The sequence below is a fragment of the Sinomonas notoginsengisoli genome (assembly GCF_021554725.1).
Taxonomy (GTDB): Bacteria; Actinomycetota; Actinomycetes; order Actinomycetales; family Micrococcaceae; genus Sinomonas; species Sinomonas notoginsengisoli.
Genome location: NZ_JAIZDP010000004.1, coordinates 98,020 through 124,541 on the forward strand (window position 1 = coordinate 98,020; position 26,522 = coordinate 124,541).

At 69.8% G+C, this 26,522-nt stretch carries 24 protein-coding genes and 1 tRNA gene; 17 read left to right on the forward strand and 8 right to left on the reverse strand.

What is annotated here, in order from left to right:
- Entirely contained in the window at positions 1-1,533 is a 1,533-nt protein-coding gene (locus tag LF262_RS09245) for a sensor histidine kinase (RefSeq protein WP_235780015.1), read from the forward strand.
- 76 nt (positions 1,534-1,609) lie between these two features.
- Here LF262_RS09245 and LF262_RS09250 read toward each other — a convergent pair whose 3' ends face one another.
- Positions 1,610-2,515: a DMT family transporter gene (locus tag LF262_RS09250; protein ID WP_235780016.1), complete on the reverse strand. Its 906-nt coding sequence runs from the start codon at positions 2,513-2,515 to the stop codon at positions 1,610-1,612.
- 212 nt (positions 2,516-2,727) lie between these two features.
- On the opposite strand from LF262_RS09250, the gene LF262_RS09255 reads away from it, so the two are divergent.
- The 4 genes from LF262_RS09255 to LF262_RS17100 are packed head-to-tail and all read left to right on the forward strand — an operon-like array spanning position 2,728 to position 10,586.
- Positions 2,728-4,077 carry a bifunctional glycosyltransferase family 2/GtrA family protein gene (locus LF262_RS09255; RefSeq protein ID WP_235780017.1) on the forward strand — a complete coding sequence of 450 codons (1,350 nt, stop codon included), beginning with the start codon at positions 2,728-2,730 and terminating at the stop codon, positions 4,075-4,077.
- 57 nt (positions 4,078-4,134) lie between these two features.
- On the forward strand, positions 4,135-6,300 hold the full coding sequence (locus tag LF262_RS09260) for a glycosyltransferase family 39 protein (RefSeq protein WP_235780018.1): 2,166 nt from the start codon (positions 4,135-4,137) through the stop codon (positions 6,298-6,300).
- Complete coding sequence (locus LF262_RS09265; protein WP_235780019.1) at positions 6,297-8,357, forward strand: mannosyltransferase YkcB-related protein; 2,061 nt, start codon at positions 6,297-6,299, stop codon at positions 8,355-8,357. Before LF262_RS09260 ends, LF262_RS09265 begins: the two co-directional genes overlap by 4 nt.
- A 45-nt stretch (positions 8,358-8,402) precedes the next feature.
- Positions 8,403-10,586 carry an ATP-dependent DNA ligase gene (locus tag LF262_RS17100; protein WP_308190514.1) on the forward strand — a complete coding sequence of 728 codons (2,184 nt, stop codon included), beginning with the start codon at positions 8,403-8,405 and terminating at the stop codon, positions 10,584-10,586.
- A gap of 4 nt (positions 10,587-10,590) precedes the next feature.
- Here LF262_RS17100 and LF262_RS09280 read toward each other — a convergent pair whose 3' ends face one another.
- From LF262_RS09280 to LF262_RS09290, 3 genes are all read right to left on the reverse strand, one after another.
- Positions 10,591-10,965: a VOC family protein gene (locus LF262_RS09280; protein WP_235780020.1), complete on the reverse strand. Its 375-nt coding sequence runs from the start codon at positions 10,963-10,965 to the stop codon at positions 10,591-10,593.
- A 62-nt stretch (positions 10,966-11,027) separates the two neighbouring features.
- Positions 11,028-11,663 (reverse strand): uracil phosphoribosyltransferase, encoded by a 636-nt coding sequence (gene upp / locus LF262_RS09285; RefSeq protein ID WP_235780021.1) that lies wholly within the window; start codon positions 11,661-11,663, stop codon positions 11,028-11,030.
- Positions 11,664-11,705: 42 nt separating this feature from the next.
- Entirely contained in the window at positions 11,706-12,500 is a 795-nt protein-coding gene (locus LF262_RS09290) for a phosphatase PAP2 family protein (RefSeq protein ID WP_235780022.1), read from the reverse strand.
- A 44-nt stretch (positions 12,501-12,544) separates the two neighbouring features.
- Between LF262_RS09290 and LF262_RS09295 the strand changes: the two genes are divergently transcribed.
- Positions 12,545-13,054, forward strand: coding sequence for a nucleoside deaminase (locus LF262_RS09295; RefSeq protein WP_235780023.1), 510 nt, complete (start codon positions 12,545-12,547; stop codon positions 13,052-13,054).
- A 9-nt stretch (positions 13,055-13,063) separates the two neighbouring features.
- Here the strand turns inward: LF262_RS09295 and LF262_RS09300 are convergent, their stop codons facing one another.
- Complete coding sequence (locus LF262_RS09300) at positions 13,064-14,104, reverse strand: NAD(P)-dependent alcohol dehydrogenase (RefSeq protein ID WP_235780024.1); 1,041 nt, start codon at positions 14,102-14,104, stop codon at positions 13,064-13,066.
- 188 nt (positions 14,105-14,292) lie between these two features.
- Here LF262_RS09300 and LF262_RS09305 point away from each other — a divergent pair, with 188 nt between their 5' ends.
- The 6 genes from LF262_RS09305 (at position 14,293) to LF262_RS09330 (ending at position 17,932) form a co-directional block, all read left to right on the forward strand.
- The gene (locus LF262_RS09305; RefSeq protein WP_235780025.1) at positions 14,293-14,799 is read left to right on the forward strand and encodes an RNA polymerase sigma factor; all 507 of its coding nucleotides are present in this window, start codon (positions 14,293-14,295) and stop codon (positions 14,797-14,799) included.
- Positions 14,786-15,424 (forward strand): methylated-DNA--[protein]-cysteine S-methyltransferase, encoded by a 639-nt coding sequence (locus LF262_RS09310; protein ID WP_235780026.1) that lies wholly within the window; start codon positions 14,786-14,788, stop codon positions 15,422-15,424. Before LF262_RS09305 ends, LF262_RS09310 begins: the two co-directional genes overlap by 14 nt.
- Positions 15,421-16,092 carry an alpha-ketoglutarate-dependent dioxygenase AlkB family protein gene (locus tag LF262_RS09315; protein ID WP_235780027.1) on the forward strand — a complete coding sequence of 224 codons (672 nt, stop codon included), beginning with the start codon at positions 15,421-15,423 and terminating at the stop codon, positions 16,090-16,092. The genes LF262_RS09310 and LF262_RS09315 overlap by 4 nt, the downstream gene beginning before the upstream one ends.
- A 24-nt stretch (positions 16,093-16,116) precedes the next feature.
- Positions 16,117-16,725 carry a DNA-3-methyladenine glycosylase I gene (locus tag LF262_RS09320; protein ID WP_235780028.1) on the forward strand — a complete coding sequence of 203 codons (609 nt, stop codon included), beginning with the start codon at positions 16,117-16,119 and terminating at the stop codon, positions 16,723-16,725.
- Positions 16,726-16,856: 131 nt separating this feature from the next.
- Positions 16,857-17,669: a DNA-3-methyladenine glycosylase family protein gene (locus tag LF262_RS09325; RefSeq protein WP_235780176.1), complete on the forward strand. Its 813-nt coding sequence runs from the start codon at positions 16,857-16,859 to the stop codon at positions 17,667-17,669.
- A 176-nt stretch (positions 17,670-17,845) separates the two neighbouring features.
- Positions 17,846-17,932 (forward strand) — tRNA-Ser (locus LF262_RS09330).
- Positions 17,933-18,084: 152 nt separating this feature from the next.
- On the opposite strand, the gene LF262_RS17225 is transcribed toward LF262_RS09330, so the two are convergent.
- Complete coding sequence (locus LF262_RS17225) at positions 18,085-18,177, reverse strand: PE-PPE domain-containing protein (RefSeq protein WP_372462758.1); 93 nt, start codon at positions 18,175-18,177, stop codon at positions 18,085-18,087.
- A gap of 101 nt (positions 18,178-18,278) precedes the next feature.
- Here LF262_RS17225 and LF262_RS09335 point away from each other — a divergent pair, with 101 nt between their 5' ends.
- From LF262_RS09335 to LF262_RS09345, 3 genes are all read left to right on the forward strand, one after another.
- Complete coding sequence (locus LF262_RS09335) at positions 18,279-18,452, forward strand: hypothetical protein (protein WP_235780029.1); 174 nt, start codon at positions 18,279-18,281, stop codon at positions 18,450-18,452.
- Positions 18,453-18,697: 245 nt separating this feature from the next.
- Positions 18,698-19,084, forward strand: coding sequence for a hypothetical protein (locus tag LF262_RS09340; protein WP_235780030.1), 387 nt, complete (start codon positions 18,698-18,700; stop codon positions 19,082-19,084).
- 12 nt (positions 19,085-19,096) lie between these two features.
- On the forward strand, positions 19,097-20,287 hold the full coding sequence (locus tag LF262_RS09345) for a cation:proton antiporter (RefSeq protein WP_235780031.1): 1,191 nt from the start codon (positions 19,097-19,099) through the stop codon (positions 20,285-20,287).
- 94 nt (positions 20,288-20,381) lie between these two features.
- On the opposite strand, the gene LF262_RS17105 is transcribed toward LF262_RS09345, so the two are convergent.
- Complete coding sequence (locus tag LF262_RS17105; RefSeq protein ID WP_235780032.1) at positions 20,382-20,804, reverse strand: hypothetical protein; 423 nt, start codon at positions 20,802-20,804, stop codon at positions 20,382-20,384.
- Between LF262_RS17105 and LF262_RS17110 the strand changes: the two genes are divergently transcribed.
- Positions 20,782-21,132 carry a DUF4232 domain-containing protein gene (locus LF262_RS17110; RefSeq protein WP_235780033.1) on the forward strand — a complete coding sequence of 117 codons (351 nt, stop codon included), beginning with the start codon at positions 20,782-20,784 and terminating at the stop codon, positions 21,130-21,132. The genes LF262_RS17105 and LF262_RS17110 overlap by 23 nt on opposite strands.
- A gap of 189 nt (positions 21,133-21,321) precedes the next feature.
- Here LF262_RS17110 and LF262_RS16945 read toward each other — a convergent pair whose 3' ends face one another.
- Complete coding sequence (locus tag LF262_RS16945) at positions 21,322-21,453, reverse strand: hypothetical protein (protein WP_268933734.1); 132 nt, start codon at positions 21,451-21,453, stop codon at positions 21,322-21,324.
- Positions 21,454-21,623: 170 nt separating this feature from the next.
- On the opposite strand from LF262_RS16945, the gene LF262_RS09360 reads away from it, so the two are divergent.
- Positions 21,624-26,519: an ATP-dependent helicase gene (locus tag LF262_RS09360; protein ID WP_235780177.1), complete on the forward strand. Its 4,896-nt coding sequence runs from the start codon at positions 21,624-21,626 to the stop codon at positions 26,517-26,519.
- The last annotated feature ends 3 nt before the right edge of the window (positions 26,520-26,522 follow it).

A 26,522-nucleotide genomic window follows, 5' to 3' on the forward strand; every position in this document is an offset into this window, starting at 1 on the left:
TTGGGAAAGCTCTCGGGCGCGGAGCCGCGTTCGGGGCACAGCTGGCTCCACCTCGACACATGGCACCTGCGGACCAAGCTCGTCGCCGTAACGACACTGCTGCTCGTGGGGATCTGCACCGTCGTGGGCATACTCCTGTACGCGGCCATGGACCGGGTGCTCACGCAGCAGCTCGACGGTCAGCTCGCCCAGGCCAGCCGCCGCGCCGTCGAGTTCGGCTCGCCTTCGGGCGGCCTCCGCCGCGACCCTCTGGATGCCCCGGGCCAGGGCGCCGGGACCCTCAACGCCCGGGTCAGCAACGGGGTCCTCCTCACGAGCGGTCTGCGGAACGGTGAGGGAAAGATTGTGTCCATCACCCAGTCCGACGCCGAGGCGCTCGCGTCGCTCCCCGTCGTGAGCCAGACGCCCGGTGCGCCACCGAGCAGCGAACTGCCCAACGCGGTCGACCGCCGGCTCAGCGCGGGATCGTTCAGGCTTGTCGCGGTCCAGGTCGCCAACGGCGATGTGGTGGTGACGGGCCTCCCGCTCGCAGCAGTGCAGGCAACGCTGGGATCGCTCGTGCTGACCACTGTGATCGTCTCGCTCGGCGGACTCGTGCTCGTCGGGCTGCTCGGCACGATCATCATCCGCCGCACCATGAAGCCCCTCGATCAGCTCTCGCAGGTGGCGGGCCAGGTGGCCCAGCTTCCGCTCGACGCCGGCGAGGTGGCCCTCGCGGTGCGCGTTCCGGAGGCGGCCGCGAACCCGGGAACCGAGGTGGGGCAGGTGGGGAATGCGCTCAACCGAATGCTGGACAACGTGGCCGGCGCGCTCGAGGCGCGGCAGGCCTCGGAGATGAAGGTGCGCCAGTTCGTCGCAGACGCCTCCCACGAACTGCGCACGCCGCTCACCGCCATCCGCGGCTACACGGACATGCTGCGCCTCACGGAGAGGCTCTCGGAGCAGGGCGCCGAGTCGCTGGGGCGTGTTGAGACGCAGTCCCTGCGCATGTCGCGGCTCGTCGAGGATCTCCTCACGCTGGCCCGGCTCGATGAGGGGCAGCCGCTCAAGCGCCAGCCGGTTGACCTCACGCAGCTCCTCGTGGAGACCGTGACGGACCAGAAGGTGATCGCCCCGGACCACGTCTGGCGGCTCGACCTCCCCGAGGAGCCGTTGGAGATCACCGCGGACGGCGCGAAGCTGCACCAGGTGCTGGTGAACCTGCTGAGCAACGCGCGCAAGCACACCCCTGCCGGTACCACGGTGACTGCCTCAGCGGGCAGATCTGCGCGGGGCGACGCCGTGCTGACCGTGACCGACGACGGGCCGGGCATCCCCGCAGACCTCCAGGGCGCCGTGTTCGCCCGGTTCACCCGCGCCGACAAGGCACGCACGGCCGGCGGTGAGGGCTCCGCGGGACTCGGGCTCTCGATCGTGGACGCGATCGTCAAAGCGCACGGCGGGACGATCGACCTCAGCTCGCGGCCCGGCCGGACCGAGTTCGCGGTGTACCTGCCGGCCGCCGCAGCACAGGCGCCCGCGCCGGCCGGGTAGTGGACGCTCGGCACGTCAGGCGCCGCCGAGGTTCTGGGGCACGTCAGTGCTCGTCATGCTGTGACATCGTTCTCCTTCAGGTCGGCGTTGCCGACCGGGTCCGCTCGAGGCCACTCGGCGCCGGCTCCGCCTCGGACGCACTCCGGCGCGTGGCCATGAACACGCCCGCGAGAACGAGGACCGCGCCGAGGCCGATGAGCGGCGTGAGCGGGTCGCCGTGGAGGGTGACCCCGAGCGCGAGGGCCACCACCGGGTTGACGTATGCGATCGCCGTGGCCCGTGCGGGACCGGCATCGGCGATGAGGCGGAAGAACAGCAGGAACGCGAGAGCCGTGCACAGCAGGCCGAGGAGCGCGAGTGAGCCGGTGGCCAGGGCCGAGGGCGGCTCGGACGGCCACGTCGTGATTGCGAACGGCAGCGAGACGAGCGCGGCCACGCTCAGGCATACCGCTGTCAGGGGCAGAGCGGGCACGTCCCGCAGCCTGGTGGCGGCGACCTGCGGCGCGACCGCATAGCCGACGGCCACGAGCATCATCTCAATCACCGGCCAGGGGCCCGAGGCCTCCATCCCGCCCCCACCCAGGGCAGCCACTCCCCCGACAGCGACCACCAAACCCACGATCCTCCCGCGCCCGATCCGCTTCTCGAGCCCGATGATCCGCGCGACCACGAGCGCGAGCACAGGTGCGAACGCGATGAGAAGCCCCGCCAAGGAACTCGTGATGAACCGCTCGGCGTCGCTGAGCAGGAACCACGGCCCCACCATCTCGAGCAGCGCGAACGCGAGCACGGGCCAGCGGTGCTCCCACACGATGCGCATACCCCGGCGGGCGAAGGGGAGAAGCACGATGGCGCCGATCGCCGTCCGCGCGAACACGACCACCGCGGGGCTCACCTCGGCGACGGCCTGGCTGATCAGCAGGTACGGAACGCCCCAGATGAGGCTCATGGCCACGAAGAGGATCCAGGCCCGGCGGCTCATCGCGTCAGGCCCCTCCCTGCAGTGCTGCGCATCACAGGGAAACTCTAAGCCTGCCCTCCGACGGCCCTGAAAGGATTCGTGCTCGGCCGAATCCTGGCGCCGAGGCCAGGGTGCCGCGGCCGGGAGGTCGGGCCTGCACCTCGGAAGCAGCTCACAGCCCGAGCACAGCATCTCGCAATGAGCATCCAAAGCTGGCCCGGGAGAGTCAGTGCATGACGCTCACCGACCCGGCCCTCACGGGCACAGCCGCTACGGCCCCGACCACCGGCTCCGGTGAGCCTGCCGCACAGCCGGCGGCCGCCGTCGTCCCTCAGCGTTCCCTCCCCCGGCTCCGCCCGGGCATCGAGATCGATGCGTCCGCACACGACGCCGCCAGCATCCCGGTTCTGGACATCACCATCCCGGTGTACAACGAGGAGGAGGACCTCGAGGAGTGCGTGCGCGGACTCCACGCCCACCTGAGCCGCACATTCGAGCACGGCTTCCGCATCACGGTCGCAGACAACGCCTCAACCGACGCGACGCTGCGCGTGGCCGAGCGCCTGGCCCGCGAACTGCCCGAGGTCCGCGCAGTGCACCTGGAGCAGAAGGGACGTGGCAACGCGCTGCGGCGCGTGTGGCTCGCCTCGGACGCGCCAGTCCTGGCGTACATGGACGTGGACCTCTCCACTGACCTGGCCGCGATCGGCCCGCTCGTGGCCCCGCTGCTCTCAGGCCACTCGGACCTCGCGATCGGCACGCGCCTCGCCCGCACATCCCGCGTGATCCGCGGCCCCAAGCGCGAGTTCGTCTCGCGCTCGTACAACTTCCTGCTGCACTCCCTGATGGGCGCCGGGTTCTCGGACGCACAGTGCGGTTTCAAGGCCCTCCGCGCCGACGTCGCGCAGCAGCTTCTCCCCCACACTCTGGACACCGCGTGGTTCTTCGACACCGAGCTCCTCATCCTGGCCGAGCGTTGCGGCCTGCGCTGCCACGAGGTCCCCGTCGACTGGACCGAAGACCCCAACTCCACGGTGGACGTGGTCCGCACGGCCCTCGACGACCTGCGCGGCATGTACCGGCTCACCACGGACCTGACCCGCGGCCGCATCCCACTCGCCGAGCTCGGCGCGACCGTTGCCCGCGGACCGCTGCCAGCGCGCGAGCGCACCGGGGAGACGGGCCGGCGGCAGGGCCTTTTCGGCCAGCTCGCGCGCTTCGGCGCGATCGGCGTCGCCTCGACACTGGCCTATGCGGCCCTGTACGTGCTCGGCCGGGAGTTCATGGACGCGCAGGCCGCGAACGTGGTCGCCCTGCTCATCACGGCCGTGGCGAACACGGCCGCGAACCGGCGCTTCACCTTCGGCGTCCTCGGCGTCCAGGGGCTCGGGCGGCACCACGTCGAGGGGCTCGCCGTCTTCGGCATGGGCTGGGCCCTCACGGCCGGTGCGCTCGCGTGGATACACACGATTGCCACCCCGGCGACAGGGCTCGAGCTCGGGGTCCTCATCCTCGCGAACCTCGCCGCGACCGCCGTCAGGTTCCACCTCTTCCGGCGCTGGGTATTCCGCCGGCGCCCGTGACGCGCGTGAGGCGGACCCAGAAGCTGACCCAGAACGTGACCCCAGAAAGGGCTTCCGATGACCACCTCCCTCAGCTCCGACTCCGGTGCGAGCGTCGACACGCCACCTCCCCGCACTCTCCCTCCCGGCACGAGCGGTGAGCGCACGACGGCGGCCGCCTCCCGCCGTCGTGCGCTCACCACCGGCGCTGGCAGCCTCGGATGGCGCCGCCTGGCCTTCGGCACCGGCCAGCCGCGCTGGGCCCGACCGTCCGCAGTCGGGCTGGTCGTCGCCTCGGCGTTCCTGTACCTGTGGAACCTGACGAACTCCGGCTGGGCCAACGAGTTCTACGCCGCGGCCATCCAGGCCGGCAGCAAGGACTGGACGGCATGGTTCTTCGGCTCCCTCGACGCTGGCAACGCGATCACCGTGGACAAGCCCCCGGCCGCATTCTGGATCCCCGGACTCCTGGGCCGAATCTTCGGGTTCAACTCCTTCACGATGCTCCTGCCCGAGGCCCTCATGGGTGTGGCCTCGGTGGCCCTGGTGTACGCGGCCCTCAAGCGGGTCAGCGGGCCCGCCGCAGGCCTCGTCGCTGGAGCCACGCTCGCGGCAACCCCGGTCGCGGCGCTCATGTTCCGGTTCAACAACCCCGACGCCATGCTCACGTTCTGCCTCGTCCTCGCGGCCTACATGACCGTGCGGGCGATCGAGAAGGCGGGCTGGCCGTGGCTCGTGGGAGTGGGTGCCGTCCTTGGCATCGCGTTCCTCACGAAGATGCTCGCTGGGCTCATCATCGTCCCCGCTCTCGGCCTCGCCTACCTGTGGGCGGCGCCCACCACGCTGCGCCGGCGGATCGTGCACCTGTTCGGCGCGGTGGCCGGCCTCGTCGCCGTCGCTGGAGCCTACATCGCCGCGTTCACGCTCACCCCCACGAACGTGCGGCCCTATATGGCCGGGTCGCAGGCCAACAGCTTCCTCGAGCTCACCTTCGGGTACAACGGGCTCGCGCGCATCTTCGGCAACCGGGGCGGTGCTGGCTCCGGCGGCGCAGCGCGGGACGGCGCGTCCGACGCCGCTGCTGCCGCCGGCGATGCTGCCACAGGCGGCTTCCCGGCAGGCGGATTCACCGGCGGCGCACCCGGCGGAGGAGGCCCGGGCGGAGGCTTCGGCGGAGCGGCGGGGATCACGCGCATGTTCGGCACAACCTTCGGCACCGAGATCTCCTGGCTCCTGCCCGCCGCGCTCATCCTCCTCGTGGCCGGTTTCTGGTTCACCCGGCGGGCGGTGCGCACAGACCGCGTCCGCGCGTCTCTGGTGATCTGGGGCGGCTGGACCATTTTCACCGCCCTCGTCTTCTCATTCATGACGGGGACGGTGCACAACTACTACGCGATCGCGCTCGCTCCCGGAATCGCCGGGGTCGTGGGCATCGGCGCCGCAGAGCTATGGCGCGGGCGGGCGTACTGGCCTTCGCGGATCGTGCTCGCCGTCGTGGTGCTCGGTACAAGCATCTGGACCGCCGTGCTGCTCGGCGGCGATTCCTCCTGGCTCCCGTGGCTGCGCGTGGCTGTCGTGGTCCTCGGTGTCCTTGCCGCTCTCGGCTTCCTCGCACGGCTCGACCGCGTCGGCGCGGGCAGGTTCCGCGCGGGGGCGGTGGCCCTCGCTGTCACTGCCCTCCTCGCCGGCGGGCTCGGCACGACGGCGTTCACCGTCGCCACGGCCTCAGTAGGCCACAGCGGCGCGATCCCCACCTCGGGCCCGTCCGGCGGCGATGGGTTCGGGGCCCGCGCAGGGTTCGGGCAGGTCCGCGACCGCACCAGCGCAGACCGCAGTGACGCCTCCCCGGATGCCCCCGGCGGCCTCCCCGGAGACGCCCCAGGGCAGCCTGGCGGAGGGTTCGGCGGCGGCGCTTCCGCCTCGAGCGAGCTCGTGGCGCTCCTGCAGCAGACCACCACAAAGTGGTCTGCGGCGACCAACGGCTCCAACACCGCCGCGGCGCTCGAGCTCGCCTCCTCCACGAATGTGATCGCTATGGGCGGCTTCACGGGCAGCGACCCGTACCCGAGCCTCGACGAGTTCACGGCGATGGTGGCCAAGGGCGAGGTGACGTACTACGTCGCGGGCGGCGGCTTCGGCGGGCGCGGCGGCAGCGACACCTCAGCGATCAGCCAGTGGGTCCAGGCGAACTTCCAGGCGCAGACCGTAGGCTCGTCAACCGTGTACAGGCTGGTGGGACGATGACGGGCACCCTCGAATACGAGTCCTCGTCTGCGCCTGCGGCTCGGCGCCAGTCCCGTCTCCCCCGCCTGAGAGCCAAACTGGGAGCCACCGTCTGGAGGCCGCGGCCTGCGGTCACGGCCTCCGTCCCGGGTGCCTTGCGCCGGCGGGCCGAGCTCGTGGCGGTGCTCGCGGCGATCGCGATCCTGTACCTGTGGAACCTGTCCGCAAACGGGTGGGCCAATGCGTTCTACTCCGCGGCGGCGCAGGCCGGCAGCCAAAACTGGGAGGCATTCTTCTTCGGCTCCTCGGACGCGGGCAACTCCATCACGGTGGACAAGCCGCCCGCCTCGCTGTGGGTCACCGACGTGAGCGTGCGGGTCTTCGGCCTGAGCACGTGGTCGATCCTCGTCCCCGAAGTACTGATGGGCGTGGCCACGGCCTGGCTCCTGTACCTCGCGGTGCGCAGGGCCGTCTGCCCGGCGACCGGGAGCGAGGCCGCCGCCCACCGCGCGGGACTCGTCGCCGCCGTCGTGCTCGCCCTGACCCCCGTAGCCGCCCTCATGTTCCGGTTCAACAATCCCGATGCGCTGCTGGTGCTGCTGATGACCGGGGCGGGATACGGCGTGGTGCGCTCGGTCCAGGAGGGAAAGGCTCGCTGGCTCGTCGCCGCCGGGGCGCTCCTTGGCTTCGGGTTCCTCACCAAACAGCTCCAGGTGCTGCTCGTGGTGCCGGGGTTCGGCCTCGCATATCTGTGGGCGGCCCCGCATTCGCTCGGGCGCCGGCTCGCGCACCTCGCGGCGGGACTCGCCGCGATGGTGGCCGCCGCGGGGTGGTGGATCCTCGCGGTCGAGCTCACCCCCTCCAGCGCGCGCCCGTTCATCGGCGGTTCCCAGACCAACTCGATCCTCGAGCTCACGTTCGGGTACAACGGCCTCGGGCGAATCGACGGCAACGAGGTCGGCTCGGTGGGAGGCCGCACCGGCTGGGGACAGCCGGGACTGGCTCGCCTGTTCTCCGACTCGTTCGGCGGCCAGATCGCGTGGCTCCTCACCGGGGCTCTCATCCTGGGTGCGGCAGTGCTGTGGGCGGGCCGGCGGGCGCCCCGGACCGATGCTGTGCGCGCCTCCGTTCTGGTGTGGGGCGGGTGGGTCCTCGTCACGGGGCTGACGTTCAGCCTCATGGCGGGGATCATCCATGAGTACTATTCGGTGGCCCTGGCACCCGGAATCGCGGCGCTCGTTGGACTCGGCGGCGGGATTCTGTGGCATCGCCGCCGCGCGCGCTTCGATGCGGTGGCGCTTGGCCTTGCAGTCCTCGCCGGGGGCCTGACGGGGGCCGCCCTGCTTGGCCGCCCCGCAGGATTCGCGCCGTGGCTCGCCCCGGTGGTCGCGGTGGCGGGGGTACTCGCGGCCCTCGCCGTCGGCGCCTACGGCTTTGGTGTGCGGCTCGCACCCCGCTGGGACGGCTGGGCCTCACGCACGACGGCGGCACTCTCCATCGTCGCGGGCCTCGCCGGGCCCTTCGCATTCACCGCCCAAACCGTGTCCACCGCGCACACCGGTGCGATAGTGAGCGCCGGGCCCTCCTCGGGGTTCGGGCGAGGCGGATTCCAGAACCAACGGCAGTTCATCCAGGGACAGCTCGGCCAGGGGACCAGTGGTCCCGGGGCCGGGGGCTTCGGGCAGGGCGGCTTCGCCGGCGGTACGGGTGGCCGCGGAGGTGTGGGCGGCCTCCTGGGTGCCAGCGCGCCGTCGTCCGAGGTCGTCGCGGCCCTCGCGGCGGACGCCTCGAAGTACACGTGGGCCGCCGCGGTGGTGGGGTCCAACAACGCCGCGGGCTACCAGCTCGCGTCGGGCCTGCCCGTGATGGCCCTCGGCGGGTTCAACGGAACCGACCCGTCGCCCACGCTCGCCCAGTTCCAAGACCTTGTGGCCCAGGGGAAGGTCCACTGGTTCATCGCCGCGACCCTCATGCAGGGCAGTTCCGGCTCGGATGCGGCGCGGCAGATTGCAGCGTGGATCGAGGCGAACTACACGGCCCAGAGCATCGGAGGCGCCACGGTCTACAGGCTCGGGTGAGCAATGGGTGCCGCAACGGCGGGTGCGGCAGCTACGGTTGGCCCCATGGCGGATTCTGAAATCCTGCAGGTGGACGGCCCCAACGGTGTGCGGGAGGTCAAGCTGACCAGCCCCGACAAAGTGCTGTGGCCCGCTGTCGAGGGCAATGAACCGCTGACCAAGCGCGATCTCGCCCACTACTTGGTCTCGGCGGCATCCCCCTTCCTGCAGCTCAACGGCGATCGGCCCATGACGCTGCAGCGCTTTCCCGAGGGGATCGACGGCGAGGAGTTCTTCTCGAAGCGGCCGCCGAGGGGCGCGCCCCCCTACCTCAGGACGGTGACCTGCACCTACCCCTCGCGCCGGCGTCACGACCAACTCGTGTTCGACGAGCCCGCAGCGCTCGCGTGGGCGGCGCAGATGGGAACCATCACATTCCACCCGTGGCCGGTGCGGACGGCCAATCTGGACAATCCCGACGAGCTGCGGATCGACCTCGATCCCCAGCCCGGGCGCGTCTTCCGCGACGCCGTCACCGCTGCGCACGCCCTCCGGGAAGTCATGGCCGAGGCGGGCCTCACGGCCTTCGCGAAGACCTCGGGAAACCGGGGCGTTCACGTGTACGCGCGCATCCGGCCCACGCACGAATTCCAGGATGTGCGGCATGCCGTCATCGGAATCGCCCGCGAGTTGGAGCGGCGCCTGCCGGAGCTGGTCACCACCTCGTGGTGGAAGGAGGAGCGCGGCGAGCGGGTCTTCGTGGACTTCAACCAGGCCAACAGGGACAGGACGATCGCTGCCGCCTATTCTCCGCGGCCCCTGCCGCACGCCCCCGTCTCGACTCCGTTGACGTGGGACGAGCTGGACGACGCCGATCCGCGCGACTTCACCGTCCGCACAGTCCCCGCGCTCCTGGCCACGCGGGGCTGCCCCTGGGCCGACATCGACGCCACGGCGGCCGACGTCCGCGGCGCGCTGGCCCTGTGGGAGCAGGACCTCGAGCGCGGGCTGGGAGAGCTCAACTTCCCGCCCGACTACCCCAAGATGCCGGGCGAGCCCCCGCGCGTGCCCCCCAGCAAGCGCAAGGCCGACCGCGCGGACGAGGAATACATGGCCCCAAAGGCGGAGCGGGACGCCGAGTGGGGCACTGCGATCGCGCCCCCCTACGGGCCGATGCTGGCCAAGCCGGTCAAGAAGCTCCCGGTCGGCGACTTCCTGTATGAGCCCAAGTGGGACGGCTTCCGCTCGATCGTGTGGCGCTCCGGAGAGCGGGTCGAGATCGGATCGCGCAACGCCCTGCCCATGACGCGCTACTTCCCAGAGCTCGTCGACGCCATCGTGGCGAACTTCCCGGACCATTCGGTCATCGACGGCGAGATCGTGCTCGTGGACGCGGTCACTGGCGACCGGCTCGACTTCGACGCCCTCCAGCAGCGCATCCATCCGGCGGCCTCGCGCATCGCGAAGCTGAGCGCGGCGACGCCGGCGAGCTTCGTGGCGTTCGACCTCCTCGCGCTGGGCCAGACCAACTTCGTGGAGCGGCCGTTCCGCGAGCGGCGCGCGGCCCTCGAAGAGGCCCTCAAGGACGCCAGGCCTCCGGTCTACCTCACTCAGGCAACCGGCGATCCCGAGCTCGCGATGGAGTGGTTCAGCAGATTCGAGGGCGCGGGACTCGACGGCGTGGTCGCCAAGCCGCTCGATGAGCCGTACGCCGAGGACAAACGGGTCATGTCCAAGCTCAAGCACGAGCGGACGGCGGACTGCGTCGTGGCCGGCTACCGACTGTACAAGGACGAGCCCGACGCGATCGGCTCGCTGCTTCTGGGCTTGTACAACGACGCGGGCCAGCTCAATTCGGTGGGGGTCATCGGGGCGTTCCCGATGGGCCGCCGGCGGGAACTGTTCGCGGAGCTCCAGCCACTCGTCACCACATTCGAGGGCCACCCGTGGGCGTGGGCGCAGCCGGCCGAGACGACGCCGGACAACCGCGACCAGTCGACGCCGCGCACGCCGACCGCTGCCGCGCACTCGCGCTGGAACGCGAAGAAGGACCTCTCGTTCGTCCCGCTGCGACCGGAGCGGGTGGTCGAGGTCAGATACGACCATATGGAGGGCGAGCGATTCCGCCACACCGCCCAGTGGGCCCGGTGGCGCGAGGACCGGACACCGGAGTCATGTACATATGACCAGCTTGAGGAACCGGTCAGCTACGACCTCTCCTCGGTCCTGAGCCCGAAGGGCAGCGCTTAGCGCTTCAGCCGTTGGGGCGGTTCGGCAGGTACTGGATAGCCCAGCGGTTGCCGTCCGGGTCCTCGAAGTTCACGAAGTGGCCCCAGTCCAGGATCTGGACGTCGCTGACCGGGACCCCGCGGGAGGCGAGCTCGTCATGGGCTTGGGTGATGTCCCCCACCACGATCTGCAGGGCCGAGGTGCCCGGGGGGTTCGGAGACAACCCCTCGCCGAATGCGATCGAGCAGGCCGAGCCCGGCGGGGTGATCTGCACGAAACGCAGATGCTCGTTGACCCGCTGGTCGTAGTCGAGGTGGAAACCCACCTTGTTGACATAGAAGTCGATCGCGCGGTCGACGTCGCTGACGGGGATGAAGGCCAGTTCGAGTTTCCAATCCATGCCTCCACGCTAGGGGCAGAGGACGCCGCGCGGCACCTTCCGCTGACGGGCGTCGGCGGCGGCTACTTCGCGAGGCCGTAGAGGCGATCGCCGGCGTCACCGAGGCCGGGCACGATGTAGGCCTTCTCGTTGAGCCGCTCATCGATCGAGGCGAGCACGATCTTCACGTTCGCGTCCCCAAGGCCCTCCTCGAGCCGGGCCAGTCCCTCCGGTGCCGCGAGCAGGCAGATGCACGTCACGTCGCTCGCACCGCGGCGGAACAGGAACGTGATGGCCTCCCTCAGGGTCCCGCCGGTGGCAAGCATCGGGTCGAGCACGAACACCTGGCGCCCCGTCAGGTCCTCGGGAAGGCGCTCGGCGTACGTGACGATGTCCAGGGTCTCCTCGTCGCGGGCCATGCCGAGGAACCCGACCTCGGCGGTGGGGACGAGCTTGACCATGCCCTCGAGCATCCCCAGGCCGGCCCGCAGGATCGGCACGACGAGCGGGGTCGGCTTCGTGAAGGCCGTTCCCACGGTCTTGGCGATCGGGGTCTCGATCGTAACCGGCACGGTGCGCACCTCACGGGTGGCCTCGTAGGCCAGGAGGGTCACGAGCTCCTCGGCCAGCTGCCGGAAGACGGGGCTGGGCGTGTTCTTGTCCCGCAGGACGGTCAGCTTGTGGGCGACCAAGGGGTGCTCGACGACGAGAGTTCGCATGGCAGAGAACCTACCAGCCGTGCGTTCACGGCTCACCCCAGCTCACCCCGGCCGGGAGGAGGACGACGGCGGCAGCTCCCCGCCGCCGTCGTGCGCGCCCTTCGCGGAACCCGGTGTGGACCGCGAATGCCGCACGAGATGGAAGACCTGATGGGCCACGATGACCACTGTCAGCCACGCGCATCCCAGGAGCCACCCGGCAATGACGTCCGTGAGCCAGTGGTGGCCGAGGAACACGCGCGAGAAGCCCACCGCAGACGCGTACAGCCCGCCCACCGTGATCGTCACCGCCCGCGCCCACGCGCGGCGGAGCCTGAGGCAGATGAGGTACACGACCACGCCGGCGATTACGGTCGCGTTGAGCGTGTGGCCGCTGGGGAAGGAGGCCGAGTACTCGTACGGCGGGACGGCGAGGTCCAGCGGCGGTCGGGCACGGCCGGCGAGCTGCTTGCCGAACAGGGTCATGAGGAGGGATCCGACGCCCGCGGCCGGAACGAGGACGAGAGGCCGCCAGTGCCGCATCCAGACCGCCAGGACCACCATCGCCACCACCGCGATGATCGGGGCGGCCACCCCGCCCGCGAGGTTCGTAAAGGCCGTGACGGCGGCGTCCAGGGACGGGCTGCGCAGGGCAACGGCCTCGGCGAGGACCGGCTGGTCCATGGCTGCGAGAGAGCCCTTCTCGACCACGGATTCGTACACCTCCCCGCCCGCCCACGAGAAGCCGAGGGAGAGCGCGAGCCCCAGGGCAAGGAGCGTCCACATGGAGGCGTGCGGGCCCAGCCAGCGCGCCAGACCCTCGACGACGCGCTGCAGCGGCCTTCTCTTCCCCTGCACGGCGGGCCCACCTCCTCGTCAGGGGCGAACCTATCATTGGAGCCATGCCCGCCCCCGGAGAACCGCTCGACCCGCTTGCTCAGGACGACCTCTATGAAGCGTGGATGCGACTCGCCCTCGAGCAGGCCGAAGGTGCCCGCAGGACGGGAGATGTGCCCATCGGCGCGGTTGTGGTCGGGCCGGCCGGGGAGCTGCTCGCCGCTGGCCGCAACGAGCGGGAAGCACTCGGCGACCCGACCGCGCACGCCGAGCTCCAGGCAATCCGCGCCGCGGCGGCAGCCCTGGCGCACGACGGCGCCGGCGAGGGCTGGCGGCTGGCCGACTGCACGCTCGTGGTCACGCTCGAGCCGTGCGCAATGTGCGCGGGGGCGATCGTGCTTGCTCGGATCCCGCGGGTTGTGTTCGGCGCGTGGGACGAGAAGGCGGGGGCCGCGGGGAGCGTGTTCGACATCCTCCGCGAGCGCCGGCTCAACCACTGGGTCGAGGTGTACCCGGGCGTGCTCGAGGACGAGTGCGGGGCAATCCTGCGGGAATTCTTCGCCGGGCACCGTTAGCCCGGGCCGTCACGCGTGGGGCACCACCACTGCCCGCCCGCTGACCTCACCGGCCTCGAGCTTCCGGTACGCGTCCAGGGCCTGATCGAGGGAGAACCGCTGGACTTGCGGGGCGATCTGGCCAGCACGGTACATGGCCACGACCTCGTGGAGGTCCTCGATGGTGCCCCAGTAGGTGTTGGTGATGGTCGACTCGTACGGCGTCGTGAAGAAGCTCCACTCGTGGGAGCCGTTGGCGATGCCCACTACAGTGAGCCGTGAGCGCTTCGCCATCACCGAGGCGGCAAGGTTGATCGTGGGGCCCGCGCCGACAAAGTCGAAGGCCGCATCCACGCCCTTCCCGCCGGTGAGCTCGAGGATGCGTTCCGATTGCCCCTCGGTGCCCGGAATGGTGATCGCCCCGTTGGCCTCGGCCATCCGCATCGCGTCCTCCTTCATGTCCGTCGCGATCACGGTGGCCCCTGTGAGGGCCTTGAGGATCTGCACGGCGATCTGGCCGAGTCCGCCGAGTCCTATGACGAGGGCGTGGCGTCCGCCGCCGTTGAGATGGGGCAGCGCCAGCTTGATGGCGTGGTACGGGGTCAGGCCAGCATCCGCCAACGGCGCGGCATCGACAGGGTCGGCGTCCCCGAGCGGCACGAGATTGCGGACGGGGACGGTCACATACTCGGCCATGCCCCCGTCCCTGCCGAGCCCGATGCCGAGGTAGGGCATCTCGGCCACATTCTCGCAGTAGGTGTCCTGGCCTCGCGAGCAGGCCTTGCAGTGCCCACAGCCGATGGGCCCGTAGACGAGGAACGCGTCTCCGACCGTGATGCCGGAGACGCCGGGGCCGAGTTCCTCGACCCAGCCGGAGTTCTCATGGCCGAGCGTGAAGGCGGGCTTGACGGAGCCTGGAGCGCCCTCCTGGAAGTTGTAGACGGCCACGTCAGAGTGACAGGCACCGGCACCGGCCACCTTCAGCAGGACCTCGCCGGGTCCCGGCGTAGGCCTGTTCACCTCCTTGAGGACCGGGAATGTCTGCCAGTTCTCGAAGACGACGGCGCGCATGGAGCCTCCTCGACAGTGGGTGATTTCGGGCCCTAGGCAGGCCGCGGGCCCCAGTCTTTCCCCGCGCATGAGGAGCGTCAAGGGTTGCCCCACCGTCGTGTACGCCAGCGTGGGCCCTTCGGTGGAATGATGGTCGGGATCATGCCGTCCGACCTCACACTTCCGGCCCCTGCAGCGTCTGCATAGTGATGGACACCAAACAGCCCTTCGAGAAGATCGTCGATCTCCATGGACCGACGGTTCTGCGGGTGTGCCGCGCCGTCGTCGGCCCGCTGGACGCCGACGACGTGTGGCAGGAGACCTTCATCTCCGCGCTCCGCGCGTATCCAGACCTGCCCGTCGACGCCAACGTCGAGGCTTGGCTCGTCACGATTGCGCACCGGCGATCGTTGGACTCAGTCCGCGCGGAAGTCCGCCGGCCCGTTCCCGTTGACAGAGTTCCCGACAGCACATCTCCGCTGGGGAATCCGTCACCGCCAGCAGACGGCGTCTGGGCTCACGTGGCCCGGCTGCCCGACAAGCAGCGCAGGGTCATCGCGTACCGTTATCTGGCGGATCTCCCCTTCGGGGAGATTGCCGGGATCGTCGGCGGCACGCCCGCTGCCGCCCGTCGCGCGGCAGCGGACGGGCTCAAGAAGCTTCGTATCCTCGTCACGGCTGACCAGCCGGAAGGAGACCGCCATGAACACCCCTGAGATGCCAGAGCGAGGCCCCGGGGCCGTCGATCTTGCCTTCTCTCCCCATCTGGCCGCCATCGCGCCGGAGGTTCTCGCCAAGCTCCGCGGCTCGCTGGCCGCGGAAGCGAGCCGTGAGGGCCTGCTTGATGTGGCCTACCGGATCATCGATTCGCCCGTGGGGCGCCTTCTCATTGCGGCGACAGAACGGGGACTGGTCCGGGTGGCCTACGAGCGGGAGGGCCTCGACACGGTCCTGCAGGTGCTCTCCGACAGGCTGAGCCCCCGGATCCTCGAGGCACCCGAGCGGCTGGGGTCCGCCGCCCGTGAGATGGAGGAATATTTCGCCGGCACTCGCACACAGTTCGACCTCCCGCTCGATCTCAGCCTCTCCGGCGGGTTCCGGCGAACGGTCCTGGCCCATCTCGAGATCATCCCGTTCGGTGCGACGGAGAGCTACACGGAGGTTGCGCGCGCGGTAGGCAACCCCAAGGCCGTCCGGGCGGTCGGCACCGCCTGCGCCACGAATCCCCTGCCGGTGGTGGTGCCGTGTCACCGTGTGCTCCGCTCCGACGGGAGCCTGGGCGGGTACATCGGAGGCCTTGAGGCGAAGACCGCGCTCCTCGCTCTCGAGGCGGCAGCGTGAATACGGCACTCTTCGGCGACGAGCTGTTGGAGCGGCCTCGCCGCGAGCTCAGCCCGGGCGCAGTGCACGTCCCGGGCTGGCTCAGTCTCCCGCAGCAAGCCTGGATTACCGCTCGATTCCACGAGTGGTCCGCGGGACCGGTCCCGCTCCGGGCTGCGAGCGTGCGTGGCCACGAGATGTCGGTCAGGACCCTTTGCCTGGGCTGGCACTGGCAGCCGTACCGGTACACGCGTGAGGCCACCGACGTCAATGGCGCCCGAGTTCTGCCACTCCCGGAGTGGCTGGCGCGGGTCGGCCGCCTCGCCGTCGCCGAGGCCTACGGACAGAGCACCGAGGGCGAGGACTACACACCGGACACCGCACTTGTGAACTTCTACGACGAGTCGGCGCGGATGGGCATGCACCAGGACAGGGACGAACTCTCGCGGGCACCGGTCGTGTCCCTCTCCGTCGGCGACAGCTGCCTGTTCCGCTTCGGCAACACCGGCACCCGGACGAGGCCCTACGAAGACATCACCATCGCGTCCGGAGACCTGTTTGTGTTCGGCGGCCCCGCGCGGCTCTCGTTCCATGGCGTCATGAAGACCTTTCCGGGAACGGCACCCGCCGCGTGCGGGCTCCCGTCCGGGCGTATTAACATCACACTCCGCGTGACGGGACTTGCCTGAAGCTGGGCGGGAAAGGGGAACACCATGAGCGAGGCGGCACTCATCACAGGTGAGGACGGGCTGGCCAGACCCTCGTGGGCCGGCTCGGATGCTCTCATGCGCGAGTACTACGACACCGAGTGGGGCATGCCGATCCGGGACGAACAGGGCCTTTACGAGCGCATCTGCCTTGAGGGCTTCCAGGCTGGTCTGTCGTGGGCGACCATCCTCCGCAAGCGGCCCGCCTTCAGAAACGCCTTCGCCGACTTCGATCCGGACGCCGTGGCGCTGTTCACCGAGGACGATGTCGAGAGGCTCATGCTCGATCCGGGCATCGTCCGCAACCGGGCGAAGATCAACGCCGCGATCACGAATGCCAAGGCCACCATCGCGCTGCGCCGGGAAGGAGGGCTCGTAGAGTTCGTGTGGTTCTTCCAGCCGCCCGAGACGCCCGCTCCGGCATCGTTCGCCGAGATCCCTTCGACGTCCCCTGAGTCTGTTGCACTGTCGAAGGCCCTGCGCAGGAAAGGGTTCGCCTTCGTCGGCCCCACCACAATGTTCGCCCTGATGGAGGCGGTAGGCATCATCGATACCCATCTCGTGGGGAGCCATCGGCGCGGAAGCTCGGGCGTATGGCCCCTCACGCAGGTTTAGCGGACAAAGTGGAGAGGGGCTCGGTGGAAGGCGATACGGCAGTAATGCGCGGCAGAGGGGCGAAGTCGCAACCCGAACTGTCTGACGTGCCCGTGCGCCTTCTCGCGGAGGACGGACTTGAGCCACGAGCGATGGTGGCGAGCTTGGCTGCACACACCGTTCCCGCCGCCGAACGCACTGACTCCGAGAATGCCACACACCAACGCCTCATCCACACGGTTCAAGGTCCGGTCGCGGTATCCGTTCACCTGGGCGCTGACGGGGTGGACGTAGTTGGACAGGGCATCTCGGCAACGGACGAGCCGGTCCTCGGCGCAATCCGAGTCTGGCTTGACTTGGATGCGGACCTCGTTCGGGTCCATTCCATCCTCGCTCGCGACCCACTCCTCAGGCCGCTTGTGCTGGCCCGTCCAGCGCTACGCGTCATCGGCACAACGGACTCGTTCCAGACGGCCGTCACGACCGTCCTCGGGCAACAGGTTTCGCTCGCCGCTGGACGGACGTTTGCGGGGCGGCTCGTCGCAGCATACGGCGCACCGGGGCCCTCCGGCCTGCGTCAGTTTCCCGACTCCCAGACTCTTGCAGCAGCTGATGTCGCGCAGATGCGCGCTGCCATTGGGCTGACGGAGTCCCGGGCGCGCACAGTGAAGGCCGTCGCGGGTGCCTTCTCAGAGCGGGGCCATCCCCGAGGCGGTCAGACGCTGCCCCTCACACGAGACGAACTTCTCGGTCTTCCCGGAGTCGGCCCGTGGACGGCCGACTACATCGAGGTGCGCACCGGGAATCAGGACGCCTTCACGCCCGGCGACCTCGTGCTCCGACGCGCCCTCGGCGGGATCACCAGCCGGGCCGCGGCGAATCGTGCCGAGGCTTGGAGACCTTTCAGGGCGTATGCCCTGGCACACTTGTGGACGGCGACCGCCTATGTCTCAGGCGTGGGCTAGCGGGCTCCCCACGAGGCGGTTCGGCGACGAGCCATACGCGCGAACGCCTCCGGTGTCGATCGTTCTGGTGCAGGGGTCGTCCGGCGCTTCGTGCCGCGTGGGTCTCCCCCAATCGAGGCGAGGCCAGCGCCGCGGTTTGGAGTGGCGGGAACATGCCGGTAAAGTAAATGCCTGCTGGTGGTGTGTCCGAGCGGCCGAAGGTGCATCACTCGAAATGATGTTTGGTGTAAAAGCCAACGGGGGTTCAAATCCCTCCACCACCGCCCAGCACGAAGGCCCCCACGGCCCCGGAATCACAGGGAAGTGGGGGCCTTAGTCATGCTCCCGTCGTGCCGTTTGGGCACCTCTCGGAATAGGACCCAGGCGGCACGGGACGACCCCCGGCTCACAACGAGTCGGGGGTCGCTCGTTGTCCTCAGAGCTCCACGAAGCCCAGTTCAACCATAGACAGGATGTTCAGCGGCCAGTCGGGGAAGTCGGCAATTCCGTCATAGTCCATGCCATCCATCGTAGGACCGGCACGCCGCCAATTTGCCCCACGCTCCGACAAGGGAAATAGGGCATGGGGATAACCTGCTCAACCCGGACGGTTTACGCCAGAGTGGTCGCATGACTTCACCACAACTCGTGCGGCCCGCACGCGTCATGAACACCCAGCGCAGCTTCTATAGCTTGACCGTCCAGAACCTGGCGGACCGGGCCGGCGTAGGCCTCCGCACGATGCATGGATGGCTCAGGGCTGAGAACGCGCCGCAGGTTGCGAGCCGGGGTGCACTGCCGTGAGGCGCGAGAAGAGCAGCTGGCTGACGCCGATCCCCAGCGGCGGCCGCCACAGGGTCGGCCGCCCGAGCTGTGGGACAGGAGGGCCGCAAGGGTCGCGAACGAGGCCGCAGCAAGCCCGCGCAGCATCCGGGGAGGGCCACGACCTCGGGATGACATCATTTTCACCGCGCACAGGGCGCGCCCCGACCTAGGGAACCAGTGCTGACGTATGATACGGGCCACACGTCAGGGAACGGAGAGTGCCGATGTCGGTCAAATGGCTCAAGGAGCCGGAGGATCAGGACTACCCGGCCGCGGCAGCCTACCTTTCGCTACTCGTGCCGCCGCAGGACGTCAAGCTGGTCGTGAAGGCCCTGCGCAAGGCGCCCGTCACCGTGCAGAAGGCGAAGGACATCCTGCGCGCCTCACGTCTGGACCTGCTCGACGAGTCCAATGCCCACGTCCGCTCAGACCTGGCGAAGATCCACAAGGGCGAGAAGCTGTCCCCCATCCTGCTGGTGCGCGGCGACCTCGTCTCTGGGGTGCCGCTGCACATAGCGGACGGGTACCACCGGGTGTGCGCTAGCTACCACACAGACGAGAACACAGATATCCCAGTCAAGGTCGCAGACTTCCCTACCCGGAATGCGTGAGGACGCGCGGGCGTGTCCTTCTTCGAACTCTCACTGATCTGCATCGTCGCCCTCGTGGGACCCGCACTCGCCGCGAAGCGCTCGTGGCACCTGCCTCTCGTGCTCGGGGAACTCATCGCAGGCGTCATTGTCGGCAAGTCCATCCTGGACTGGGTCAACGCCGGGGACGAGACACTGACGTTCCTCGCGGACATCGGCTTCGCGCTCATGATGTTCGTAGCCGGCACCCATGTCCCCATGCGGGACCGGACCATCCGGGCCGCGGTGGGCAGGGGAGCTCTCCGCATGGTCCTCACGACCGCGGTGGCAACCGCCATCGGCATCGGAATCGCTCTCCTTTTCGCCTCGCACAACGCCCCCCTGTACGTCGTGCTGATCGCCTCGTCCTCGGCCGCACTCGTCCTCCCCATCGTCACCTCGCTCAAGCTGACCGGACGGACCGTCCTCGAACTCACGGCGCAGGTGGCCCTCGCGGACGTCGCGGCGATCGTGGCCCTCCCCCTCGCCATCGATCCGGCCAACGCTGGCCCGAAGGCCGCCGGTGCGGGCGCGGTGGCCGCATCCGCCGTCGTGCTCTGGGCGTTCCTGAGGCGCTTCGAGAACAACGGTTCGAGGGAGCGCCTCCATGACTTCTCCGAGGAGCGCAAGTTCGCCCTCGAGCTGCGGATCCAGCTCTCGATCCTCTTCGCGCTCGCGGGGCTGGCCGCCTTCACCCACGTCTCGATCATGCTCGCGGGGTTCGCGTTCGGGTTGGCCGTTTCCGCAGTAGGCGAGCCACGGCGGCTTGCGCGCCAGCTGTTCGCCGTCAACGACGGCTTCCTCGGGCCGGTCTTCTTCGTCTGGCTTGGGGCCTCGATCGACCTCCGCCAGCTCGGAGGCCACCCCCAGATGATCCTCCTCGGCGTCCTGCTGGGTCTGGGTGCCGTAGTGGCTCACTCCCTCAATCGGCTCATAGGGCTGCCGCTTCCGTTCGCGATCGGCTCGGCGGCCCAGCTCGGCGTGCCGGTCGCCGCGGCGACGATCGGCCGCACCGTGGGGGCCCTCGCGCCTGGGGAGGACTCTGCGCTCCTGCTCGGCGCCCTCGTGACCATCGCGAGTACGACGGCGGCCGCTGCCTGGGCGGCCAGGCGAGCGGCGGCGGCGGGGCCAGCTCCGGCCTCCGGTCCACCGCCCCCACAGGACGGGGTGCAGCCCGCGCAGTAAATCCTCGTCAGCATTGCGCTCGTCCGGAGGAGAGCCCTCAAGGCCTGACGTCGCCCCGGTCCGGCCCCATCGCGCCGCGGCCGGCACGTCAGGGCTACGGCTGGGCATGTTGCCGAAGCGTGACCCGCTCAGAACGGCATTGCGCCTTGACGGCAGTGTGGCGGGAGTGAATGGTGGGACCCATGAAACGGATTCGGCGTGCCCTCGTCCTCGCCTCCCCGCTCGTGTTGGCAGCGGGGTTGGCTGGCTGCGGATCGGGAGGGGCGGCGCCGACCGCCTCGTCGGCGTCGTCGAGCGCGTCCTCCAGTTCCACGCAGAGCCCGTCGCAGAGCCCGTCGCAAACCCCCACGTCCAGTGCTTCCTCGGGCGAGAGCACTGCCCCGGCCTCGCCGAGCGGGACGCCGAGCACGCCCGCGGCGGGAGGCACAGCGCGGTGCCTCTCGACCCAGCTCGAGGGCAGCATCCAGCCTGGGGCCGGCGGGGCGGCCGGGACTGTGTACGCCAAGATTGCGCTCAAGAACGTCTCCCAGGCCCCTTGCCTCCTGCAGGGCTTTGCGGGCGTCTCGCTCATCAACGGGCCCGAGGGCGAACCGATCGGGGCCCCGGCAGACCGGGACACCTCCGTTGCGGTGGTTCCCATCATCCTCCAGCCGGGGCAGAGCGGTGCTGCGGACTTCGGCCTGCGACAGGCACGCAATTTCCAAGGATGCACAGTGGTGGATGCGGCCGGTTACCGGGTATATCCGCCTGAGGACTATGGCTCGCTGTTCATTCCGTCTCCCGCAACGGCCTGCGGCAATGCGGACATCCATCTGCTCACGCTGCGGGCATTCCAGCCCTTCTAGGATATGCCGGGCCTTGCGAGAAAACCGGGGCCTGGAGAAACGCCCCGAAACGTGATGGACGGCCGGAGCGCGGCACGCTCTCCGGCCGTCCGGGCCAGCAGCTTTACCTGTGACTCAACGCGGCAAACCGCGGAATCCGGCTACTGGCCGACCCTCTGCGCGCCCAGCGTCAGAAGCCAGGTGGAACTGTCAGAGGGCGCCCTTGCGGCGCCACGGAAGGAATTGATCCGCGGACGACTTCGCCTTCTTCTCGACGCGCTTTTCCTTGATGGACTTTCCCTGTTTGAGGTTCTTGCTACTTCGCGGAGATTTTCCTGACATTTCAGCTCCCTACTCGAAAAAAAATCGAAACCGGCATACCTGTATCCATGACCATACCCGAGAAAAAAATAAAAGCCAGTGCTCGAGATGGACCGGGCGGAGCGAGGAGTGTCGGTGGGGTAGAGGATGATGGTGCCGTGACCCGGGAGCAGGCAGGACGCGCGGCAGTGATGGACCGGTTCGGTGCGCCTACACGCGAGTGGTTCCTGGGCGCCTTCCGCGACCCCACGCCCGCCCAGGCCGGCGCATGGGAGGCCATCTCCTCGGGCCGGCACGCGCTCGTGGTTGCTCCGACCGGTTCGGGAAAGACGCTCGCGGCGTTCCTCTGGTCTCTGGACAGACTCCTCGCGCACGACGGCGCCCGCCCGGCTGAGGCGTCAGGCGTGCCGGGCGCTGGACGCGGCGACGCCCTGCCGGGGCTGGGCAGGACCGATCTGCCTGCTGCCCAAGACAGCGGCGATCCGGCGGCTGGCCGAGGGCGGCGCCGTCGTGCGCCCAAGAATCACACCAAGGTCCTGTACATCTCCCCGCTCAAGGCTCTCGGGGTGGACGTCGAGCGCAACCTGCGCGCCCCGCTCATTGGCATCTCACAGACGGCGCGTCGGCTGGGCGTGCCGGTGCCAGAGGTGAGTGTAGGCGTGCGCAGCGGTGACACCTCGGCGTCGGATCGGCGCGCGCTGCTCTCAAACCCACCGGACATCCTCATCACCACACCCGAGTCGCTCTACCTGATGCTGACCTCCCAGGCGCGCGAGACGCTCACGCAGGTCGAGACGGTGATCGTGGACGAGGTCCACGCTGTCGCAGGGACCAAGCGAGGCGCGCATCTTGCCGTCACTCTCGAGCGACTCGATGCGGTCCTGGGGCGTCCCGCGCAGCGTATCGGCCTCTCCGCGACGGTCGAGCCCAAGGAGCTCGTGGCGCAGTTCCTAGCCGGGCAGACACCATGCGAGGTCGTGGCACCGCCCGCGGCCAAGACCTGGGAGCTAACGGTCACCGTGCCCGTCGAGGACATGAGCGACTTGGCCGCAGCTGCCGCTGCCCACGACACGGGCCCGGCATCGGGGCTCCAGCCAAGCGCCTCCATCTGGCCCCACGTCGAGGAGAAGATCGTCGATCTCATCCTCGCGAACCGGTCCACCATTGTCTTCTCCAACTCGCGTCGCCTCGCCGAGCGGCTCACGGGCCGGCTCAACGAGATCTACGCCGAGCGGATGCAGCCGAGCGTCTGGGACGAGCCACTCGCCGCGGAGCCAGGGGACGAAGGTCTCGGGCTCACGACGGCGGGAGGCGCCGTGTCCACGGTGGTTGAGCGGCGTCGGAACCAGACCCGCACTCCTGCCGAGATGATGGCCCAGGCGGGCCAGACAGCGGGCGCCGACCCTGTGCTCGCGCGCGCCCACCACGGCTCGGTCTCGAAGGAGCAGCGGGCACAGATCGAGGACGACCTCAAGTCCGGGCGCCTGCGCTGCGTGGTCGCGACGAGCAGCCTCGAACTCGGGATCGACATGGGCCTGGTGGACCTCGTGATCCAGGTCGAGTCGCCTCCATCCGTCGCGTCCGGCCTGCAGCGCGTGGGCCGCGCGGGCCACCAGGTCGGAGAAGTCTCCCAGGGCGTGCTGTTCCCAAAGCACCGCGCGGACCTCGTGCATACCGCGATCACCGTCGAGCGGATGCTCGCGGGCCAGATCGAGGCCCTGCGCCTCCCCGCCAATCCCCTGGACATCCTCGCGCAGCAGACCGTGGCGGCCACAGCACTCGGGCCCGTGGACGTCGAGGAATGGTTTGACACGCTCCGCCGGTCCGCGCCGTTCGCGACTCTGCCGCGCTCGGCGTTCGAGGCGACGCTGGATCTGCTCTCAGGCAAGTACCCCTCGGATGAGTTCGCCGAGCTGCGCCCGCGCATCGTCTGGGACCGCACAGAAGGAACCATTGTGGGCCGACCCGGCGCCCAGCGACTCGCCGTGACCTCCGGCGGGACCATCCCGGACCGCGGGCTCTTCGGGGTGTACATCGTCGGGACCGAGGAGGAATCTGGCACGGCGGCGCAGGCGGCGCGCGGCGGGCGGCGCGTCGGGGAACTCGACGAGGAGATGGTCTACGAGTCGCGTGTCGGGGACATCTTCGCTCTGGGGGCCACGAGCTGGAAGATCGAGGACATCACGCATGACCGCGTGCTCGTCTCCCCTGCCTTCGGCCAGCCCGGGAAGCTGCCGTTCTGGAAGGGCGACGGCGTGGGCCGCCCCGTCGAGCTCGGACGCGCCCTCGGAGCGTTCCAGCGCGAGGTCTCCGGCGCCGACCGCGAACGCGCTACGGAACGCATCGAGGCAGCTGGGCTCGACGCCTTCGCTGCCGGGAACCTCCTGCAGTACCTGGAGGAGCAGAAGCAGGCCACGTCGATCGTGCCGAGCGACCGGACGCTCTTGGTCGAGCGGTTCCAGGACGAACTCGGGGACTGGCGCGTGGTCCTGCACTCCCCATTCGGGATGCCCGTGCACGCGCCGTGGGCCCTCGCAGTCGGCCGGCGGCTGAGCGAACGGTACGGCCTCGACGGCTCGGCGATGGCCGCCGACGACGGCATCGTGCTGAGGGTGCCCATGATGGAAGACGAGCCTCCGGGTGCCGAGCTGTTCGTGTTCGATCCCGAGGAGCTCGAGGGAATCGTCACCGAGGAGGTCGGCGGATCCGCCCTGTTCGCCGCACGGTTCCGCGAATGCGCCGCCCGGGCGCTCCTGCTCCCCCGCCCGAATCCTGGCAAGCGCCAGCCGCTCTGGCAGCAGCGCCAGCGGGCGTCGCAGCTGCTCGACGTCGCCAAGAAGTACCCGCAGTTCCCGATCATCCTTGAGGCCGTGCGCGAGTGCCTTCAGGATGTCTACGACCTTCCGGGCCTGCGCGACGTCGCGGGTGCGGTGCAGCGCCGCGAACTCCGGCTGGTCGAGGCGACCACGCAGCAGCCCTCCCCATTCGCCCGCTCCCTGCTCTTCGGGTATGTTGCGCAGTTCCTCTACGAGGGCGATTCGCCCCTCGCCGAGCGTCGCGCCGCCGCGCTGTCCCTCGATTCGACCCTGCTCAACGAGCTCCTCGGCCGAGCGGAGCTGAGCGATCTGCTCGACCCCAAGGTCATCGAGCAGACCGAACGCGAACTGCAGAGGCTCACCGAGGACCGCAAGCTCAAGGGACTCGAAGGGGCAGCGGACCTGCTGCGGCTGCTGGGGCCGCTGTCAGTCGAGGAGGTGACGGAGCGGCTCCAGGACACTGACGGCGCGCCTGCTCATCTCGAGCACCTTGTTGCCGGCCGCCGGGCACTTCTGGTGAATGTTGGCGGCGTGGAGCGGTTTGCCGCGATCGAGGATGCCGCGCGGCTCCGGGATGCTCTCGGCGTGCCCCTGCCGATGGGCATTCCGCTCGCGTTCATCGAGCCGGTGGCCGATCCCCTCGGAGACCTTGTCGGGCGGTACGCCCGCACGCATGGGCCGTTCGTCGCCGGGGAAGCCGCAGCCCGGCTCGGACTGGGCGTCGCCGTCGTGCACACCACCCTCAAGCGGCTTGCCGCGGACGGTCGCGCGGTCGAGGGCTCCTTCCGCCCGCGCTCAGGCGAGTCGGTGGCATCGCCCGCTGAGGAGTGGTGTGATGCCGAGGTGCTGCGGAAGATCCGCCGCCGCTCGCTCGCCGCGCTGCGGGCCGACATCGAGCCCGTGGACCAATCGGCGTTCGCGCGCTTCCTCGCGGCGTGGCAGCACATCGGGAGCGTGCGCGGGAGCCAGCCGCGCGGCACCCTCAAGGGCCACGACGGCGTCCTGGCGGTCGTCGACCAGCTCGCCGGCGTGCCGATCCCCGCGAGCGCGTGGGAGTCCCTTGTGATGCGCTCGCGCGTCTCCGACTACGCGCCGTCGATTCTGGACGAGCTCATGGCCAGCGGCGAGGTGATGTGGACGGGCGCCGGGTCGATCCCCGGGAACGACGGCTGGGTCAGCCTCCACCTCACCGACTCGGCAGCCCTCACCCTCGCGCCGGATGGGGAGTTCACACCCGACGCCGCGCAACAGCGCATCCTCGACTACCTCGCCGGAGGTGGCGGCTACTTCTTCCGTCAGCTTGCCGAGGCAGCCGGGGGGATGGACGCCGTGCTCTCCGACGAGGCCGCCCTGCAGGCGCTCTGGGACCTCGTCTGGGCCGGGCGCCTCACCGGGGACACCTTCGCCCCGGTGCGGGCGATGCTCGACGCCGGGCACACGGCACACCGGCAACCCTCGCGCACGCCCCGGGTACGCTCATACGGCTACGGCGGGAGCCTGCGCCGCGGACGGCTGCCCCGAATGGGACGCCTCGGCGCAGTGGGCGTGAACGGATTCGAGCCGCCCTCTGCCGCCGCGCCGCCGACGGCAGTGGGTCGCTGGTCCGCAGTGCCGCATCCGGACCTCGACACGACGGTCAAGGCCCACGCGCTAGCGCAGCTGCTGATGGACCGCTACGGCGTGCTGACTCGCGGCTCGGTGACTGCCGAGAACGTCCCGGGTGGGTTCGGCCTCCTGTACAAGGTCCTGGCGCGGCTCGAAGAGTCCGGCGTGTGCCGCCGCGGGTACTTCGTGGACCGGCTTGGCGCGGCCCAGTTCGCCGTCCCCGCCACCGTGGACCGCCTGAGGACGTTCGTGCGCGACGACACCCTCGCCGCGGAGCCCGCCGCCGCACCCCCGCGCGACGCGCTCGCCCTCGCGGCCACGGACCCCGCAAACCCTTACGGCGCCGCTCTCGCCTGGCCGGAAGTCCCTGGGGCCGCGACCGGCCACCGGCCGGGGAGGAAGGCCGGCGCCCTCGTCGTGACGGTCGACGGCGCACTCGCCCTCTACGTAGAGCGCGGCGGCAAGACGCTCCTCGCCTTCAGTGAGGACGAATCCGTGCTGGCACCTGCGGCTGAGGCACTGGTGGGAGTGGTCCGTGCCGGAGCGGTGGACAGGTTGGCCATGGAGAAGGTCAACGGACATGATCTCCTCGACACCCCACTGGCCCGGGCCCTCACCGGTGCGGGCGCCTACTCGACCCCGCGCGGCGTGCGGATTAGGGCGTGAGGG

Excerpts from the sequence above, each read along its gene's own strand:
- LF262_RS17100 (WP_308190514.1), top strand. The coding sequence starts at position 8,403 with ATGGCGGATTCTGAAATCCTGCAGGTGGACGGCCCCAACGGTGTGCGG.
- upp (WP_235780021.1), bottom strand. The coding sequence starts at position 11,663 with ATGCGAACTCTCGTCGTCGAGCACCCCTTGGTCGCCCACAAGCTGACC.
- LF262_RS09340 (WP_235780030.1), top strand. The coding sequence starts at position 18,698 with ATGTCGGTCAAATGGCTCAAGGAGCCGGAGGATCAGGACTACCCGGCC.
- LF262_RS09265 (WP_235780019.1), top strand. The coding sequence starts at position 6,297 with ATGACGGGCACCCTCGAATACGAGTCCTCGTCTGCGCCTGCGGCTCGG.
- LF262_RS09305 (WP_235780025.1), top strand. The coding sequence starts at position 14,293 with ATGGACACCAAACAGCCCTTCGAGAAGATCGTCGATCTCCATGGACCG.
- LF262_RS09335 (WP_235780029.1), top strand. The coding sequence starts at position 18,279 with ATGACTTCACCACAACTCGTGCGGCCCGCACGCGTCATGAACACCCAG.
- LF262_RS16945 (WP_268933734.1), bottom strand. The coding sequence starts at position 21,453 with ATGTCAGGAAAATCTCCGCGAAGTAGCAAGAACCTCAAACAGGGAAAG.
- LF262_RS09325 (WP_235780176.1), top strand. The coding sequence starts at position 16,857 with ATGGTGGCGAGCTTGGCTGCACACACCGTTCCCGCCGCCGAACGCACT.
- LF262_RS09310 (WP_235780026.1), top strand. The coding sequence starts at position 14,786 with ATGAACACCCCTGAGATGCCAGAGCGAGGCCCCGGGGCCGTCGATCTT.
- LF262_RS09255 (WP_235780017.1), top strand. The coding sequence starts at position 2,728 with ATGACGCTCACCGACCCGGCCCTCACGGGCACAGCCGCTACGGCCCCG.
- LF262_RS09300 (WP_235780024.1), bottom strand. The coding sequence starts at position 14,104 with ATGCGCGCCGTCGTCTTCGAGAACTGGCAGACATTCCCGGTCCTCAAG.
- LF262_RS09360 (WP_235780177.1), top strand. The coding sequence starts at position 21,624 with ATGGACCGGTTCGGTGCGCCTACACGCGAGTGGTTCCTGGGCGCCTTC.
- LF262_RS09320 (WP_235780028.1), top strand. The coding sequence starts at position 16,117 with ATGAGCGAGGCGGCACTCATCACAGGTGAGGACGGGCTGGCCAGACCC.
- LF262_RS17225 (WP_372462758.1), bottom strand. The coding sequence starts at position 18,177 with ATGGATGGCATGGACTATGACGGAATTGCCGACTTCCCCGACTGGCCG.
- LF262_RS09260 (WP_235780018.1), top strand. The coding sequence starts at position 4,135 with ATGACCACCTCCCTCAGCTCCGACTCCGGTGCGAGCGTCGACACGCCA.
- LF262_RS09295 (WP_235780023.1), top strand. The coding sequence starts at position 12,545 with ATGCCCGCCCCCGGAGAACCGCTCGACCCGCTTGCTCAGGACGACCTC.
- LF262_RS09280 (WP_235780020.1), bottom strand. The coding sequence starts at position 10,965 with ATGGATTGGAAACTCGAACTGGCCTTCATCCCCGTCAGCGACGTCGAC.
- LF262_RS09250 (WP_235780016.1), bottom strand. The coding sequence starts at position 2,515 with ATGAGCCGCCGGGCCTGGATCCTCTTCGTGGCCATGAGCCTCATCTGG.